The following is a 16,426-nucleotide window of genomic DNA, read 5'->3' as shown; positions in this document are numbered from 1 at the left end:
CCGCCCGCAGCGCGGTCCCCTTGTGGGAGCTGTCGAGCTTCAGCGAGGCTGCGATAGCGGACGCTCAGGCGGCAAAAATGTCAGCAGTACCGGCCCCGTCGCAGCCTCGCCGGGGCTCGACACCTCCCACACTAGATCGCCATGTCCGCCCGCAGCGCGGTCCCTTTGTAGGAGCTGTCGAGCTTCAGCGAGGCTGCGATAGCGGACGGTCAGGTGCCAAAAATATCAGCAGTACCGGCTCCGTCGCAGCCTCGCCGGGGCTCGACACCTCCCACAGTAGATCGCCATGTCCGCCCGCAGCGCGGTCCCCTTGTGGGAGCTGTCGAGCTTCAGCGAGGCTGCGATAGCGGACGCTCAGGCGGCAAAACTGTCAGCAGTACCGGCCCCGTCGCAGCCTCGCCGGGGCTCGACACCTCCCACACTAGATCGCCATGTCCGCCCGCAGCGCGGTCTCTTTGTGGGAGTTGTCGATTTCCATTTCAACCCATGCCGGGGTTTCCTCGCTGGCGAGCAGGTGCCCGGCGCGAGGTTCAGTGTGATGTGCCTTCGGCAAATTCGACTTTGTTGCCCACGTTGTACTTGCCCGACGGTTTGTTCATCGGGATGCGCTTGATCTCCTTGAGTGTCTGGCTGTCATAGACGATCAACGCTCCATCGTTGGCCCAGATGCTCAGCAACAGGTAGCGGCCGTCGCGGGTGAATTCCACGTGGGCGGCGGTCTTGCCCGGCATTGGGCGTAGGGTGTGGGCGATTTCCAGGGTCTGTTTGTCGATCAGGTGAATCGCATCGTTGTCCGGCCCGAAAAATACATCGCTCCACACATAACGCGAATTGGCATGGCTGCGCATGAAAAAGCCCGGGCCGAGGGTGGGGATCTGCTTGATCAGCGTCCAGGTCTTGAGGTCGATCACCGAGATTTGCCCCTTGCTGATATTGGGCGTGGCAAACACCCACTCACCATTGCGCTGCCAATACGTCCCCGAGCCCAGGTGCGGCATGCCGGACAGTGGGATGTCGGTGACCACGTGGCCGGTGTCCAGATCGATTACCTGGCCGCCGCCGGCCTTGCGTGAGGTGGCGACCAGTTGGCGATAATCCGGGGAAAACGAAAAGTCATCGAGCACGTCCTGGGCCTGGATGCGCCGGGGTTCGAAGCTGGGCCGGGCGGCGGCATAGGACAGTTCCCAGACTTCATTCACGTCCTTGAGTGCCACGATAAAGCTGTTGCGCGGCGGAGCGGTGTACACCGCGCTGACCCGCGACGCGGTGTCGAGGGTCTTGACCAGCGACAGGTCGCGGGCATCCAGCACCACCAGATTGCCCGGCAGGTAATTGCCCACCAGCACCCAGCGTCCGTCCTTGCTCACCGCGAGGTTGCGGGTGTTGAGCGCCACGCGGGTTTCGGCGATCAGCTTGAGGTTGTGCAGGTCGTACAGGCTGATCCAGCCGTCGCGCGAGGCGAAGTACACAAAGCGCCCATCGGGGGAGAATTTCGGCCCGCCGTGGACCGCGAAATGGGTTGGGAAGCGGTCCAGCACGGCAAAGGTGTCACCGTCGAGAATGTCGATGTGATGGTCGCCGGACTCCACCACCACAAACAGGTTGAGCGGGTCGGCATGATGCTGAGGCGTGGTCGGCAAGCGGCTCAGGTCTGCCAGCAGGGTGTGGCTGTTATGGATGTCCTGCTCGTTCCAGGTCGCCGGTGTGACAGGCGGTTGCTGCAGGAAATTCGCCAGGCCGTCGATCTGCGCAGCGCTCAACTGTGGCGCAAACGCCGCCATCTGACTGGCCGGGCGCCCTTGCTCGATGACCTTGCGCACTTCCTCCGGCTTGATCCGTCCCAGGCTTTCCGGCAGTAACGCCGGGCCGCTGGCGCCGATGCGGTTGACGCCATGGCAGCTCGCGCAGTGACGCTGGTAGTCCTCGGCCGGTGTGCCGTGGGCGGCGGCGGCCCAGAGCAAGGGCAGCAGTAGCAGGCGTTTCATACCGCCACCGCTTCGCGGGCCGGCGACAGGCTGGCAGGGAAGTGCAGGGCGGCTCCGGCGAACAGGTTGACCACATGGCCGATCACCGTCAGGGTCGGCACACCGGGTTCGCAGTCGGCGGCCATCGTCGGCAACTGGCGCAGGGTGCCACGGGCCACCTGCTGGTCGGCTCGCGCGCCGTTGCTGATCAGCGCCGCCGGTGTGTCCGCCGGCAGGCCCGCCGCCACCAGGTGTTCGGCGATCAGCGCGAGGTTAGACAGGCCCATGTAGAACACCAGCGTCTGGCTCGGCTCGGCAAGGCTGGCCCAAGGCAGCTTCAACGCGCCGTCGCGTTGCAGGTGCCCGGTGACGAAGCGGCAGGAATTGACCAGATCGCGGTGGGTCAGGGGGATGCCGGCATAGGCGCTGCACCCGGACGCGGCGGTGATGCCCGGCACCACCTGGCAAGGCACGCCTCGGGCCAGCAGGTATTCCAGCTCTTCGGCGCCACGGCCGAAGATAAACGGGTCGCCGCCCTTGAGGCGCACCACCCGTTGCCCCTGGTCGGCCAGTTCGGCCAGCAGTTCGTTGAGTTGATCCTGCGGCAGGCTGTGACAGCCGCTGGCCTTGCCCACGTAATGGCGCGCGCAGGTCAGCGGGATCAGCGCCAACATCTCGGCGCTGATCAACCGGTCGAAGACCACCGCATCGGCCTGCATCAGCAGGCTCCAGGCCCGCAGGGTCAGCAGGCGCGGGTCGCCGGGGCCGGCGCCCACCAAGGCGACTTCGCCGGGGTGGAAGGGGCTGTGCAAACTGGCAGGTAAGGTGGTCGGAGTGTGCATGAGACGTCCTTGATACATCATCAGGTAGGCTGCCCCCGGTTGTGTCACCGGGTGGTCGAGCAAGGGATCAGGTTGCGAGGCTGCAGGGCGATCTCGGCGTCGCTGAGGTGGCAACCCGGGTCGGGGCCCCAAAGGTCGCCGTTGGCCCAGGCGCGGGTGCGTGTGTTGCCGTTGCAGATCGGCAGCCAGCGACACTCGGCACACCGCCCGCCGATGGTCCGCGGGTGTTCGCGCAGGCGCAGCAGCAACGGGTCGGGCCGGTCCAGCCAGAGCTGGCGGAACGTGGTGTTGCGCACATTGCCCACCGAGTGCTGCCACCAGTACGTGTCGGGGTGTACCTCGCCGGTGTTGTCGATATTGGCGATGCCGCTGCCCGACGCATTGCCGCCCCAGCCGTGCAGCAGGTGTTCCAACTGCGGGTAATGCTCGGGCAGATGCTGGTGGACCCACTGCAGCAACAGCACGGCGTCGGCGTCGTTGTTGCCGCTGACGAAGTCACTGTCGACGCCGTTTTCGATGTCGTGCCAGGCCTGCTGGAAAATCAGCGTCATCGCATCGCGGCTCATCTGCCGGTGCGCGTCCAACTGGCGGCTGCGTTTGCCGCGCCCGCTGTAGTTGAGGTGCGACAGGTAGAACTTCTGCACATCGTAGTCACGCATCAGCGCCAGCAGTTGCGGCAACTGCCCATGGTTTTCCTGGGTCAGGGTGGTACGCAGGCCCACGCGAATGCCGGCCTCGCGGCACAGGCGGATGGCGTGCATCGAGCGCTGGAAGCTGCCCTGCAACTGGCGAAACGCATCGTGGGTCGCCTGCAGGCCGTCGATGCTGATGCCCACGTAGTCGAAGCGCGCGTCGGTGATCTGCTGGATATTGTGTTCGTCGATCAGCGTGCCGTTGCTCGACAGCGCGACGAAAAAACCTTTGTCCCGGGCATACGCGCTGAGCTGGAACAGGTCTGCGCGCAGCAGCGGTTCGCCGCCCGATAGAATCAGCACACGCACCCCGGCCGCGTGCAAATCGTCGATCACCTGGAGCGCCGCCGGGGTGTCCAGTTCATCGCGGAACACGCTGTCGGCGCTGGTGGCGTAACAGTGTTTGCAGGTGAGGTTGCAACGCCGCAGCAGGTTCCAGATCACCACCGGCGGCCGCTCCTTGCCGGGCGGCGAGGTGCGGGGCGGCGGGCATTTTCCGGCCAGGGTACGCAGGTACTGACTGATCCGTAGCATAGGACGCTCCTTCTAAGGTGCCGGCGTCAGGCGCAGGCCGGTTTTTTTCAGGATGCGGCTGCTCACCAGCATCTCGTCGCCGCGGCAGGCATCGCCGAGCAGGAACCGCAGGTGCTCGCGGTAGCTGTCGATTTCCTCGCGGCTACGCCCATGCACCATGGCGAACAGGTTGTAGGGCCAGTCGGGACGGCGCGGGCGGCGGTAGCAATGGCTGACAAACGGCTGGGCACCGATCAATTCGCCCAGGCGCGGCATCTGCACGTCGGCCACGTCCCACACGGTCATGCCGTTGTGGCGATAGCCCAGGCGGTAATGGTTGGGCACGGCGGCGACACGCCGGATCGCGCCTTCAGCCTGCAGGTGCTTGAGCAAGTCGAGGGTCGACTCGACGCTGATGCCCAACTGCTCGGCGAGCCAGGCCCAGGGATCGTCCAGCAGCGGCAGGCCACCCTGGGTGAGGGCGACCAGGCGCAGGGCCAGGTGATGGTCAGACCGGGAAATACAGACCGACATGGTAGGTTTGCTCCTTCGGCAGATTGAGCACCGCCAACCCCGTCAGGGCCTCGATGCGGGACAGCGTGGCGGCCAGTTCGGCCTCGGTGCCGCAGGCCAGCACGAACCACATGTTCCAGCGGTGTTCGCGGCGGTAGTTGTGGGCCACCTGGGGCAGCGCGTTGAGTTGTTCGGCGACCGCGTCAAAGCGCGCGTCGGGTACGGCCAGCGCGGCCAGGGTGAAGGCGCCGCCGAGGCGCTCGACATCGAACATCGGCCCGAAGCGCGTCAGCACCCCGTCTTCGAGCAGGTCGTGCAGGCGGTCGAGCACTTCACTCGGGTGGCTGTGCAGTTCCTGCGCCACCTGCCGCCAGGGTTCGCGCACCAGCGGCAGGCCGTGTTGCAGGCGATTGATCAGGCGCCGGTCGAGATCATCCATGGGCCCATACCTGCGACGACGGCGGCGTAAAGCGCCCGCCGCATTGCTTGAAGGCGTGGGTGCTGAACAGCAACTGGTGCGGCAGGTCACTCAGTTGCTGCTGTTCCAGCATCCGCTGGATATGCGCCGTGACCTCCTTGCGTTCGCGGCCATGCACCATGCAGAACAGGTTGTAGCGCCACTGCGGCAGGCGGCGTGGGCGCTGGTAACACAGGTTGACACCGGGCGCGCGGCCCAGGCGGTTGCCCACTTCGTCCACCAGCGCATCGGGCACGTCCAGCACCAGCATGGCATTGGCGACAAAGCCCAGGGCGCGGTGATTGAGCACCAGGCCGACACGGCGGAACAGGCCCTGGTCCTGCCATTGCTGCATCTGCTGCAACACCTGGTCGTGATGCGCGCCGATCTGTTCGGCGAGGTTGTCGTAGGGCCGCGAGACAAGAGGCAAGCCGCGCTCCAGGCATTGGCGCAGGTCGAGCATTTGCTCCTGGCTCAGCGGGATGATCACGGATGCGCTCCCAGGGAGAACCCGAGGTCGATGCGATAGGCGGTGAGCATCGGCAGATCCAGGGGAATGAGGCCGGTGTCTTGCTCCAGCTCGTCGAGGATCTGTCGCAGGTGCTGACGGTGTGGGCCGGTCAACACGAACCACAGGTTGTACTGATGCTCGCGTGCATAGTTGTGGTTGACTTCCGGGTACTGGCTGACGCGCCGTGCCACCTGTTCCAGGCGTTCGACCGGCACCGCCAGGGCAGCCAGGGTGCTGGCGCCGGCGCGGGTGTGTTCGAACACCGGGCCGACCCGCGACAGCGAACCGGCCAGTTCCAGGCGGTGCAGGCACGTCATCAATTGGGCCTCGCTGCAGCCCAGCACCTGGGCCATTTCTCGATAAGGTTCGGCGCACAGCGGCATGCCGTGCTGGTAGCGTTCGATCAATTGACGGCTAAGCAGGTCAAGGTCCATCTCAATACCCCATTTTTTGCGCGCGGCTGCTGAAGAAAATTCCACTGGGACTCAAGGCCGGCAAGGTCTTGAGCAAGGTCATGCGGTACGGGTCCCAGACCTGCACCTGCTCACCGTCGCGCACCGACAGCCAGAGCTGTTCGCCACGCCCGGTGAACTCCATGTGCAGCACCCCGGGACCGGGGCGCAGGTCGGCCACCACTTTGTGGGTCTCGGTGTCGATCACCTGTACGTGGTCGTTGTCCGGGTAGGCGAAATTGACCCATAGCTGGCGCCCGTCGGGGCGTGCGGTGACGAAAATCGGTTGGCCGGCGACGTCGATGGCGGCGGTCTGCTGCCAGCTGCGCGCATCCATCACCAGCACCTGGTGATGGCCGACAGCGGGCACGAAGGCTTGGTTGTCGGCCACGGCCCAGCCTTCGAGGTGGGGCATCTTGTACACCGGCAGTTTTGCCTGGCCGCGCCCGTAATCCGCGAGCACACGTTTGACCCCGTGCTCGGGATGCCACAGGTCGAGCTGGGCCATGCCGTCCTCACCGAACAGCCCGGCCATGTAGTAACGGCCATCGGCGGTGATCAGCGCGTCGTAGGGTTGTTCGCCGATGCCGCGGAACCGGGTGATCTGCGGGGTGTTGCCTTGGCTGAAGTCGGCGCTCCAGATCTCGCCGGTGTCGAACAGGCTGAACACGAAGCGTTGGCCGGGCGCGTCCACCAGGCCCACCACCCGCGAGCGTTTGCCGTCGGCCAGGGGCGTGGCGGGAATGTCGGCCACCTGGGCCAGGGTCTGCGCATCGAACACCTTGACCCCGCCGGGTTGGTAGTTGGACACGGCAATCAGGCGGCCGTCCTGGCTGATGGCGCCGCCGATGCTGTTGCCGCCCTGGATGATGCGTTTTTCAACGCGTTGGCGCAGCAGATCGACTTTGCTCAGGCCGCCATCGCGGCCGAAAATGTAGGCGTAGCGCTGGTCGCGGGAAAACACCGCCGAGGCGTGGGACAGGTCGCCCAAGCCGTCGATCCGGCCCAGCTCCGTCATCCCGCTGGTCTCGATGATTTGCACACTGGCGCTGGCGCGTTCGATCACCAGGCCCAGGTCGCCAGTACCGCGCAGCGGCGGTTGGGCACAGGCACCGAGCAGCAGGCACAGCGATAGAAGAGTGGGGCGCATCATGGTGCGGGGCTTCCTTGCAAGAGGCGTTCGACCAGCCAGGCGATCTCGCTGGAACTGAGCAACGGCGCCCAGCCGGGCATCGCGCGGGCAGGGCGGCCATAGGTAATGGTGGCGGTCAGGCTGTCGCGGCTTTGCCCGGCGAGGGCCGCCGGGGTGAGGGGCGGGCCCAGGCCGCCGGTGAGGTACAGGCCGTGGCAGGCGCCACAGTCCTGGGTCAGCAGGTGTTCGAGGCGGGCGGCGTCCGGTGTGGCCAGCGCCCACGTGGGAATCAGCAGGAACAGCGCCATGGCCGTACCGATCATCGATGCATTCATGGCGCGCTCCTTGTGCTTATTTCAAGGTCAGGACCCATTCGGCCAAGACCTTGGCTTCGTCTTCCGTCACCATATTCGGTGGCATCGGAACCGGCCCCCAGTTGCCTTGGGTGCCGTTTTTGATGTGGCTGGCGAGGGTCACGGCGGCGTCTTTCACGCCGGCGTTCTTGGCCGCGACGTCCTTCAAGGCCGGCCCCACCAGTTTGCTGTCAACCATGTGGCAGCCGACGCAGGGTTTGCTGCTGAACAAGGCCAGCCCGTCTTGGGCGAAGGCCGGTTGCAGGCTGAATGCGGCGGCACAGGTCAGCAGTGCGAAGAGAGTATTTTTCATCGGAAGTCCTTGTGTTGATGGGGCTCAATAAATGTCGTGTTGGGTGTTGTAGACGTTGAATTTTCCGGTTGGGGTGATCAGGCGCTTGTCCTTGATAACCGCTTTGAGCTTCAGGGACTTGTCGTCGATCACTACCAGCGCCGATTCCTCGGTCTGGCCGTTCCATACCGAGAACCACACCTCGTCGCCGGCCTTGTTGTATTCCGGCTGCACCACGCGCAGCGCGCCTTGCTTGATGCCGGCGTATTCGGCGATCGGCAGCACGGTGTAACCCTTGTCCAGATGGTCGATGTCAAACACCGCGGCCGACTGGCTCAGCTTGGCGTCGGGGTTGAGGGTGGTGTCGACATACAAATGCCGGGAGTTGGGATGGGTCTTGATGAACAGCGAGCCGCCGCCCTGGCCCTTGAGCGATTCCACCTGTTTCCAGGCGTATTGCGGGTGGTTGATCGGGTCGGTGCCGATCACTGAGATGCCGCCGTCGCCCAGGTGGCTGGTGGCCCAGACCGGCCCGTAGGTAGGGTGTACGAAGTTGGCGCCGCGGCCTGGGTGCGGGGTCTTGCCGACCTCGACCAAGGCAGTGAGCTTGCGCTCCTTGGAGTCGATCACCGCGACCTTGTTCGAGTTGTTGGCCGCCGTCATGAAGTAGCGGTGCGTGCTGTCCCAGCCACCGTCATGCAGGAACGGCGCGGCGTCGATGGTGGTGATGGTGAGGTTCTTGATGTCCTGGTAATTGACCAGCATCACCTTGCCGGTTTCCTTGATGTTGACGATGAACTCCGGCCATTCGTGGGAGGCGATGATCGCCGCGACACGGGGCTCGGGGTGATATTCCTGCTTGTCGACGGTCATGCCGCGGGTGGACACGATCTGTTTGGGCTCCAGGGTCTCGCCGTCCATGATGGTGAACTGTGGCGGCCAGTAGGAACCGGCGATGGCGTACTTGTCTTCGTAGCCCTTGAATTTCGAGGTCTCCACCGAGCGCGCCTCGATGCCGACCTTGATCTCGGCGACCTTGGTCGGTTCGGCGGGCCACAGGTCGATCATGTCGATCTTGGCGTCGCGGCCGATCACCAGCAGGTAGCGGCCCGAGGCGGAGATCCGCGAGATGTGTACGGCATAACCGGTGTTGATCAGTTTGACGATTTTCTTGCTGTCGCCATCGATCAGCGCAATCTTGCCGTCGTCGCGCAGGGTGACGGAGAACAGGTTTTCCAGGTTCAGATCGTTCAGCTGTTTCTTCGGCCGGTCTTCGGGCTTGACCAGCACTTTCCAGGTCTTGAGGGTTTCGGCCATGCCCCATTCCGGCGGGGTTGGCGCGGTGTGCTGGATAAAACTGGCCATGTGGCTGATCTGGGTTTTGGTCAACGCATTGGAGGTGCCCCAGTTCGGCATGCCGGCGGGGGAACCGTAGGTGATCAGCGCTTCCAGATAGGCCTGGCCACGGGCCTGGGTGATGTCCGGTGTCAGCGGTTTGCCGGTGGCACCCTTGCGCAGCACGCCGTGGCAACCGGCGCAGCGCTCGAAGTAAATCTGTTTGGAGGTGTCGAAGTCCGCCTGACTCATGTCCGGCGCGCCGGCGGTTTTCACTTCGGCCGGCTGGGGTGCGCCATGGGCGCTCAAGGGCAGTGCCAAGGCCAACGCGCAACTCAGTGCGGCGAGGCTCAGGGTGAAGGGTTTTCTGTTGCGAGTCAGCATTCCATTTACTCCTCAGGCGGGACCTTTGCGTTGCCTCGCAACACGGTGCGGGGCGCAGGTTCTTCGTGCGGGGCCAGACTAGGGGGCAGCACCGCAAACTTCGCTTGATCACGATCAAGTTTGTCTCGGGCGGTGCTTGCCAGGTTGTCGCAGGCGCCCTTAGCGTGGCCATCAAACCCGCTGTGGATGCCTGTCATGACTGAGCCCTTCTACCAACCCCTGGACAATGAACACCTGCTGTTCGAACACGCCTGGCGCCACCGCATGCCGGTGCTGATCAAGGGCCCCACGGGCTGCGGCAAGACCCGTTTCGTGCAGCACATGGCGCATCGTCTGAACTTGCCGCTGTACACCGTGGCCTGCCACGACGACCTGAGTGCCGCCGACCTGATCGGCCGTCACCTGATCGGCGCCGAGGGCACCTGGTGGCAGGACGGCCCGCTGACCCGTGCCGTGCGCGAAGGCGGCATCTGCTACCTGGACGAAGTGGTCGAGGCGCGCCAGGACACCGCCGTGGTGCTGCACCCGGTGGCCGACGACCGCCGCGAGTTGTACCTGGAGCGCACCGGCGAAGTGGTCAAGGCGCCGCCGTCGTTCATGCTGGTGGTGTCCTATAACCCCGGTTACCAGAACCTGCTCAAGGGCATGAAACCCAGCACCCGCCAGCGTTTCGTCGCGATGCGCTTCGATTACCCGGCCGTCGAGGGCGAAGCGCGCATCGTGGCGCGCGAGGCCCAGGTGGACCTTGCCCTGGCGACCCAGGTGGTGCGCCTCGGCCAGGCCTTGCGCCGCCTCGATCAACACGACCTGGAAGAAGTGGCCTCCACGCGTCTGCTGATTTTCACCGCGCGCCTGATCGCCGCCGGCATGCCCATTCGCGAAGCCTGCCTGGCATGCCTGGCCGAGGCGCTGACGGACGACCCGCACACCGTGACCGCCTTGATGGACGTGGTCGATGTGTACTTTGCCTGAACCGCGCCGCCTGCCGGGCGACCTGGCGATGTGGTTTTTCATCCTCGCCGAGTTGTCGGTGTTCGCGATTCTGATCCTCGCGTTCGCCGTGACCCAGGTGCTCAAGCCCGAGGTGTTCGCCGAAGGGCGCGCGCAACTGGACACCTCCACCGGGCTGGCGATGACCTTGAGCCTGCTGACCGCCGGGCTGCTCGCGGCGTTGGCGTTGCAGCAGGTGCGATTGCAGCGCTGGCGGCGCGGCGCCGGCTTGTTCGTCGCGGCGCTGTTGGTGGCGCTGGTCTACGTGGCGATCAAACTCACCGAGTACGCCCACCTCGGCGCTGCCGGGCTGGGCCTGGAGCACAGCACGTTTTTTACCTTGTACTGGCTACTGACCGGGTTCCATTTCCTGCATGTGCTGCTGGGCATGGTGATTCTCGCGTGGCTGGCGCTGGGCTGCTGGCGCGGCGGGCTGTCGGTCGGCGGGCTGGAGTCGGGGGTGTTGTATTGGCACATGGTGGACCTGGTGTGGGTGGTGCTGTTTCCGTTGGTTTACGTGATTGGATGAGGTACCGATGTCCATTTCCCAAGGGCTGATCGTGTGTTGGGCCACGTTGGTCGTGCTCAGCGTCGGCACCGTGCTCGCCGGCGGCTCCGGGCTGTGGCTGGCGGTTTTGCTGCTGGCGGTGGTCAAGGCGTGGCTGATTGCCGATGGGTTCATGGAGTTGCGGCATGCTCCCAGGTTCTGGCGTCGGCTGGTGCTGGGCTGGCCGGTGGTTCTGGTGTTGGTGGTGGGGCTTGTCTAGGCTCGGGGCGCCCAAGATCAAAAGCCGAAGCGAGGCGGCCGTATAGCCGACCTGATCCTGGAAGCCGGGCCCGGTCACCTGTGGGAGCTGGCTTGCCTGCGATGGCATCGCCTGGGTGGACCTGATGGACTGAGATGTCTGCATCGCAGGCACCTCCGCTCCGCCTGCTTTGGGAGAATTCTTACGCCTCCCTCGGAAAGTCTCACCTGAGCAACACGTTAGTCGCGTGATTTGATTCCGGCCTTTTCAGGCAGGGATTGCTGGTCATGACTGACGCGTTTTGGGCCGCCCGCGAAGGCGACGCGCTGCTGCACACCTCAATGATGGCCGATGTTCTCGGCGGTGTGCTGGAAGTCGCCGCCTATGCCGCCATCACGTCCGTGGGCTGCCTGGCCGCTGGCGCGCTGATTGCCGCAGCGACCGGCGTGACCATTGCCACAGGTGGCGTTGGATGCGTCGCCCTGGGACTGGCGGTCGGCGCGGTGGTGGGGATCAGCGCCGGGCTCTCGGGGGCTGACGTGAAGATCTCCAGTTGGTGCGAAACCGCCGCCAACTGGGTTTTTCCGCCGGTGATCGAGGCCTTTATCACCAGCGGCTCAAACGACGTTTTCATCAATGGCAAACCGGCGGCCCGGGCCGCCGGACAGATGATGGCTGTGCCGATCGCGCCCAGTGAGCCACCGGCCCCCCGTTTTCTGGACATCGCACAGGGATTTTTCTCACAACTGTGGCGCCCGACGGTCGCCACACCCGCTGCCGGTACCGTGCCGTGTCCGCTGGACACGGTCGCCTGCACCAAGCACCCGCCCATGCCCGAGCAATTTATTGCCGAGGGTTCCAGTTCGGTCTTCATCAACGGGCAACCGGCCGCACGCAGCGGTGACCGCAGCACGTGTGACGCCAAGATCGGCAGCGTCGAGGGGCTGATTTCTGCCGATGTGCGTATCGGTGGCGACCCCGTGGTGGTGCGCGAAATTCGCAGTGGCAAGACACCGGGCGTCGGCTTGGCGATTGCCGCGCTGCTTGCGCTACGCGGCAATGTGAAAGGCTTTTGGAGCAAATTGCCGTGCCTGGCCGGCGGCGCGCTGGCGGGCGGGGCCGTGGCGTATGGAACCGGCAAGCTCACCTCGGCACTCAACAGCGCGGTCAACGGTTCGCCCAACCCGGTGCATAGCCCGACCGGGGCCAAAATCCTCGGCGCCGAAGAAGAACTGGACTTCGTCCTGCCAGGCCTGCTCCCCATCGACTGGCAGCGCTTCTACAGCAGCCTCGATCAACGCCACGACGGCCTTTTCGGCGCCGGCTGGAGCGTTGCCTATGAGGTCGCCGTCGAGATCGATCAAGATGAACACCTCACCTACATCGACGAACAGGGGCGCCGCGTAGACATCGGCTACCTCCCGTTGTCAGGCGGCGCCTTCAGCCCCGGCGAAGGCCTTGCGGTCAGGCGCAGCGCCGACGGCGCCATCCTGATCGAAAGTATCGACGGCCTGTATCGGCTCTTCGAGCCCGACCCTCTGAACCCCTTGCGGATGCGCCTGTATCTGCTGGGTGATCGCAACGAAGGGCGCCTCTTTCTGGATTACGACGCCCAGGGGCGCCTGTGTCGCCTGCGCGACAGCCATGCGCTGATGCATGTCGACGTGAGCTACACCGTCGAGCATCCGCGGCGCGTGAGCCATATCGAGCGCCGTTACCTGCATCGGCAACATTTTGCTGGGCGCAGCGACGTGCTGGTCAGCTATCGCTACGACACCCACGGCGACCTGGCCGAAGTCCTCGACGCACAAGGCACGAGCCAACGACGTTTTGCTTACGACAGCGCGCGGCGCATGGTCGAACACCAACTGCCGAGTGGCTTGCGCTGCTTCTACCAATGGCGCGCAGTGTCTGGCCCGCAGGGTGAAGAATGGCGGGTCAGCCGGCATTGGACCGACGCCGGCGATGAATTCACCTTCGATTACGACCTGGATGCCGGTATCACGCGCGTTACCGATGGCCTGAAACGGGTCAGCACACGCTATTGGAACCCGCAGTACCAGATCACCCGCTACGTCGATAACCTGGGCCATACGTGGCAGTTCGAATGGAGCGAAGATCGCCAATTGCTCGGCGCGATTGATCCGCAAAACGGCCAGTGGCGCTTCAGTTACGACGAATCCGGCAACCTGAGCGCAGTGACCGATCCACTGGCCAGGATCAGCAACACCCAGTGGCTGGCGCATTGGGCATTGCCCGAAGTGGAAACCGACCCGGCGGGTAACCGTTGGCATTACCGCTACGACCGGCATGGCAACTGCATCGAAGAGATCGATCCGCTGGGCAACCGCACCCGTTATGTCTACGACGATTTCGGCCAGCCGGTGCAGATCATCGATGCCACCGACAAAACCCGGAAGCTGCACTGGGACGAGTGGAGCCAACTGATCGAGGAGGTGGATTGCTCGGGCTACGCCACCGGCTACCAGTACGATGCGTTCGGCAATGTGGTGGTGCACACCAATGCTGAAGGTGAGTCGGTGCGCTATCAGTACAGCCGGCAAGGGTTGTTGCTGGAATGCCGACTTTCGGACGGGCGCCTTGAGCATTTCCAGCGCAACGCCAGTGGTTATCTGACGGGCTATGTCGACCCCGCCGGCAACACGTCCCGCTATGCCTACGACCGGCGCGGCCAGGTCAAACAACGCTGGGACGCGCACAACCGCTGCGTCACCTTCGACCACGACGCCTACGGGCGACTGCTGAAACTGACCAATGAAAACGGCGAAAGCTATCGCTTTGAGTGGGACGCGGCCGATCGCCTGGTGCAGCAACAAGACCTCGACCACAGTCGGCGCTGCTATGCCTATGACCCGCTGGATAACGTCGTCGCCGTCGGTTACCTGCCGGGCACCGAAGGCGAGCCGGTAGACGCCCTGACACACCAGTTCCAACGCGACCCGCTCGGGCGCCTGGTCAGCAAAGTCACCGCCGACGGCACCACCGTTTATAAGCACGACCTGAACGACCAACTGGTCGCGGTCACCTTCACCGCTCTCGACGGTCGCGAGCAAGCACTTGGCTTTAGCTATGACGCGCTGGGGCAACTGTTTGAAGAACACAGCTCGGCGGGGTGTCTGCAACACCATTACGACGAATTGGGCAACCTGACTCAAACCCACTTGCCTGACGGACGCTGGCTCAATCGCCTGTACTACGGCAGCGGCCACCTGCATCAGCTGAATCTCGACGGCCACGTCATCAGCGACTTTGAACGCGACCGCCTGCACCGCGAACTGCAACGCACCCAGGGTCAACTCAGAACAAATACCGACTATGACCGCAGTGGCCGGGTCCGCTCACGCCAGCGGCGCAGCATCGACCAGCCGTGGCAGTTGCCGCCATTGGTCGAAACCCACTACAGCTACGACCCCAGCGACAACCTGATCGGACGCCGCCGTACCGATCGCCAAGAGCACCTGGCCTACGACAGTAGCGGACGTATCCTCGTCAGCCAACAGATAGGCCGGATCGAAACCTATGCCTACGATGCGGCGGCCAACCTGCTCGACGGGCCACAACAAGGCGGCCTGGTACGGCATAACCGGCTGCTGACGTATCAAGACAAGCGCTATACCTACGACGCTTTTGGGCGAATGGTTGAAAAGCGCAGCGCTGCACGAGGTTTGCAGCGCTTTGCCTACGACGCCGAAAGCCGGTTGGTTGAAGTGCGTAATGAAAACGGCAGCGTGGTTAGGATGGTCTATGACCCGTTGGGTCGGCGCATTGAAAAAACTGAACACGGCAGCGATGGCTATCCGCTGGGCGAAACCCGGTTCACCTGGGATGGCCTGCGGTTGTTGCAGGAGCATAAACACAGTCAGACCAGCCTTTATCTCTACGATGGCGACAGCTACGAGCCACTCGCCAGGGTCGACGGTGAAGGTGAACACCAACGCGTGCGGTATTACCACAACGACCTGAACGGCTTGCCGGAGCAACTCACCGAGGCCGACGGCCACGACATCTGGCGAGCGACTTATCGGGTGTGGGGCAATACGCGGGAGGAGGTGCGGGAACCTTACTTCATTGAAGAGCAGAATTTGCGGTTTCAGGGGCAGTATCTGGATCGGGAGACGGGGCTGCATTTTAATACGTTTAGGTTTTATGATCCCGATATAGGCCGCTTTACAACAACCGACCCTATTGACCTGATGGGTGGGTTCAACCTTTATCAGTATGCCCCTAACCCGGTCACATGGATCGATCCTTTTGGCTGGGCATGTGGTCACCATGGGCATCACTCCGATCCAAAATTCATGGGGGGAAAACATAACCAAAATCTGACGAAACTTACCGACACTGATCACAAACAGCTTCACCGTGATATGAATGACTTCTTAGTCGGAAAAACAAAAAACATCAATGGCAGCACCGTGCATATGCGGCCTCAACGAGGTAACAGCGGAAAAAAAATACGGTTGAATTTCACCAGGACTGAAAGGCTCAGAGCGCTTGCTGACTTCTACAAAGGTAAGGGTGCACAATACAAAGATGCTGTTTTTGACTTCTTCATACAACACCAGGGGCTAAAGTAGTGACTCAGTTCTTAACCATTGCCTACGACTTAAGCGCTATAGATAATCACGCGTACTTTTTTGATGGAGCACCTGATAGTATTTTTTGCAAAACCTGTGGTTGCTGCATTGATAAAAATTATCTGCCTAGAGAACTTAAAACACCAAACAAAGCTGATATTGGTGCAACTTATGATGGGCGCTTCATCGCGTCGCTACGTTTCAAGGAATACATCGAAAATTTAAAATTGAGTGTTGGATTTTCATTAGTCAATGAAAAAAATCAGCTATTCATGATGCAGCCTCAAAAAATCATTAAATACAGTGCTCAACAGTTGGAAGATCTCTGTAGTACGTGTGGTCAATATTTTGACTGTGTGGTTCCCATCCCGAGTTTCTATCAAGAAACTGGGAAGCGTCTAGAATATGGAATGTTTTTCACAAGTATTGGCTTCGGTAGCGGGAAAGAAAAAAGCCCGGCCATTATTCTCGGCATCGAAACCGCACTTGAAATAAAGAGCGCAATAAAATCATTAAAATTAAGAGGCGCTGATATTAGTGAGGTTCTTATGCCTAATGACTAAGACTATCACTCAGCGCTTATCGCTCAGGCGCGTAAGACGGGATAGGTCTATTTGTTATTTAGTCTGTTTATTTTTCGGCCACTTAAGCG

Annotated in this window: 16 protein-coding genes; 5 read left to right on the top strand and 11 right to left on the bottom strand. The window is 62.7% G+C overall.

Annotated elements, in window-relative coordinates; genetic code table 11:
- Positions 1-530: 530 nt before the first annotated feature.
- From AC07W0_RS24575 to nirS, 11 genes are read right to left on the bottom strand one after another with little or no spacing between them, the layout of a single operon-like run.
- Positions 531-1,985, bottom strand: a complete 1,455-nt coding sequence (locus AC07W0_RS24575; RefSeq protein WP_102618933.1) for a cytochrome D1 domain-containing protein — start codon at positions 1,983-1,985, stop codon at positions 531-533.
- Positions 1,982-2,806 carry a uroporphyrinogen-III C-methyltransferase gene (gene cobA, locus AC07W0_RS24570; RefSeq protein ID WP_017849359.1) on the bottom strand — a complete coding sequence of 275 codons (825 nt, stop codon included), beginning with the start codon at positions 2,804-2,806 and terminating at the stop codon, positions 1,982-1,984. Before cobA ends, AC07W0_RS24575 begins: the two co-directional genes overlap by 4 nt.
- A gap of 44 nt (positions 2,807-2,850) precedes the next feature.
- Positions 2,851-4,032, bottom strand: a complete 1,182-nt coding sequence (gene nirJ / locus AC07W0_RS24565; protein WP_017849358.1) for a heme d1 biosynthesis radical SAM protein NirJ — start codon at positions 4,030-4,032, stop codon at positions 2,851-2,853.
- A gap of 12 nt (positions 4,033-4,044) precedes the next feature.
- Complete coding sequence (gene ahbB / locus AC07W0_RS24560) at positions 4,045-4,545, bottom strand: siroheme decarboxylase subunit beta (RefSeq protein ID WP_017849357.1); 501 nt, start codon at positions 4,543-4,545, stop codon at positions 4,045-4,047.
- The gene (locus AC07W0_RS24555; RefSeq protein WP_102618932.1) at positions 4,520-4,963 is read right to left on the bottom strand and encodes an Lrp/AsnC family transcriptional regulator; all 444 of its coding nucleotides are present in this window, start codon (positions 4,961-4,963) and stop codon (positions 4,520-4,522) included. Before AC07W0_RS24555 ends, ahbB (AC07W0_RS24560) begins: the two co-directional genes overlap by 26 nt.
- A complete protein-coding gene (gene ahbB / locus AC07W0_RS24550) occupies positions 4,956-5,444 on the bottom strand; it encodes a siroheme decarboxylase subunit beta (RefSeq protein ID WP_032804989.1) in 489 nt (162 codons plus the stop codon). Before ahbB (AC07W0_RS24550) ends, AC07W0_RS24555 begins: the two co-directional genes overlap by 8 nt.
- Positions 5,445-5,467: 23 nt before the next feature.
- Complete coding sequence (locus AC07W0_RS24545; protein ID WP_017849354.1) at positions 5,468-5,926, bottom strand: Lrp/AsnC family transcriptional regulator; 459 nt, start codon at positions 5,924-5,926, stop codon at positions 5,468-5,470.
- A 1-nt stretch (position 5,927) separates the two neighbouring features.
- Positions 5,928-7,097: a cytochrome D1 domain-containing protein gene (locus tag AC07W0_RS24540; protein ID WP_102618931.1), complete on the bottom strand. Its 1,170-nt coding sequence runs from the start codon at positions 7,095-7,097 to the stop codon at positions 5,928-5,930.
- Positions 7,094-7,411: a c-type cytochrome gene (locus AC07W0_RS24535; RefSeq protein ID WP_017849352.1), complete on the bottom strand. Its 318-nt coding sequence runs from the start codon at positions 7,409-7,411 to the stop codon at positions 7,094-7,096. The genes AC07W0_RS24540 and AC07W0_RS24535 overlap by 4 nt, the downstream gene beginning before the upstream one ends.
- A gap of 16 nt (positions 7,412-7,427) precedes the next feature.
- Entirely contained in the window at positions 7,428-7,742 is a 315-nt protein-coding gene (locus AC07W0_RS24530) for a c-type cytochrome (protein WP_017849351.1), read from the bottom strand.
- A 24-nt stretch (positions 7,743-7,766) separates the two neighbouring features.
- Entirely contained in the window at positions 7,767-9,440 is a 1,674-nt protein-coding gene (gene nirS, locus AC07W0_RS24525; RefSeq protein WP_102618930.1) for a nitrite reductase, read from the bottom strand.
- 195 nt (positions 9,441-9,635) lie between these two features.
- Between nirS and AC07W0_RS24520 the strand changes: the two genes are divergently transcribed.
- From AC07W0_RS24520 to AC07W0_RS24500, 5 genes are all read left to right on the top strand, one after another.
- The gene (locus AC07W0_RS24520) at positions 9,636-10,412 is read left to right on the top strand and encodes a CbbQ/NirQ/NorQ/GpvN family protein (RefSeq protein WP_017849348.1); all 777 of its coding nucleotides are present in this window, start codon (positions 9,636-9,638) and stop codon (positions 10,410-10,412) included.
- Complete coding sequence (locus tag AC07W0_RS24515; RefSeq protein WP_017849347.1) at positions 10,396-10,959, top strand: cytochrome c oxidase subunit 3; 564 nt, start codon at positions 10,396-10,398, stop codon at positions 10,957-10,959. Before AC07W0_RS24520 ends, AC07W0_RS24515 begins: the two co-directional genes overlap by 17 nt.
- Positions 10,960-10,966: 7 nt before the next feature.
- Entirely contained in the window at positions 10,967-11,197 is a 231-nt protein-coding gene (locus AC07W0_RS24510; RefSeq protein ID WP_017849346.1) for a cytochrome C oxidase subunit IV family protein, read from the top strand.
- 266 nt (positions 11,198-11,463) lie between these two features.
- Complete coding sequence (locus AC07W0_RS24505) at positions 11,464-15,774, top strand: RHS repeat-associated core domain-containing protein (RefSeq protein ID WP_256580908.1); 4,311 nt, start codon at positions 11,464-11,466, stop codon at positions 15,772-15,774.
- Complete coding sequence (locus AC07W0_RS24500) at positions 15,774-16,337, top strand: hypothetical protein (RefSeq protein WP_146013205.1); 564 nt, start codon at positions 15,774-15,776, stop codon at positions 16,335-16,337. The genes AC07W0_RS24505 and AC07W0_RS24500 overlap by 1 nt, the downstream gene beginning before the upstream one ends.
- Positions 16,338-16,426: the final 89 nt, after the last annotated feature.

The organism is Pseudomonas sp. GW704-F2 (genome assembly GCF_059423025.1).
Note: the sequence above shows the minus strand (reverse complement) of the source record. Positions and strands in the feature narration are given on the sequence as shown.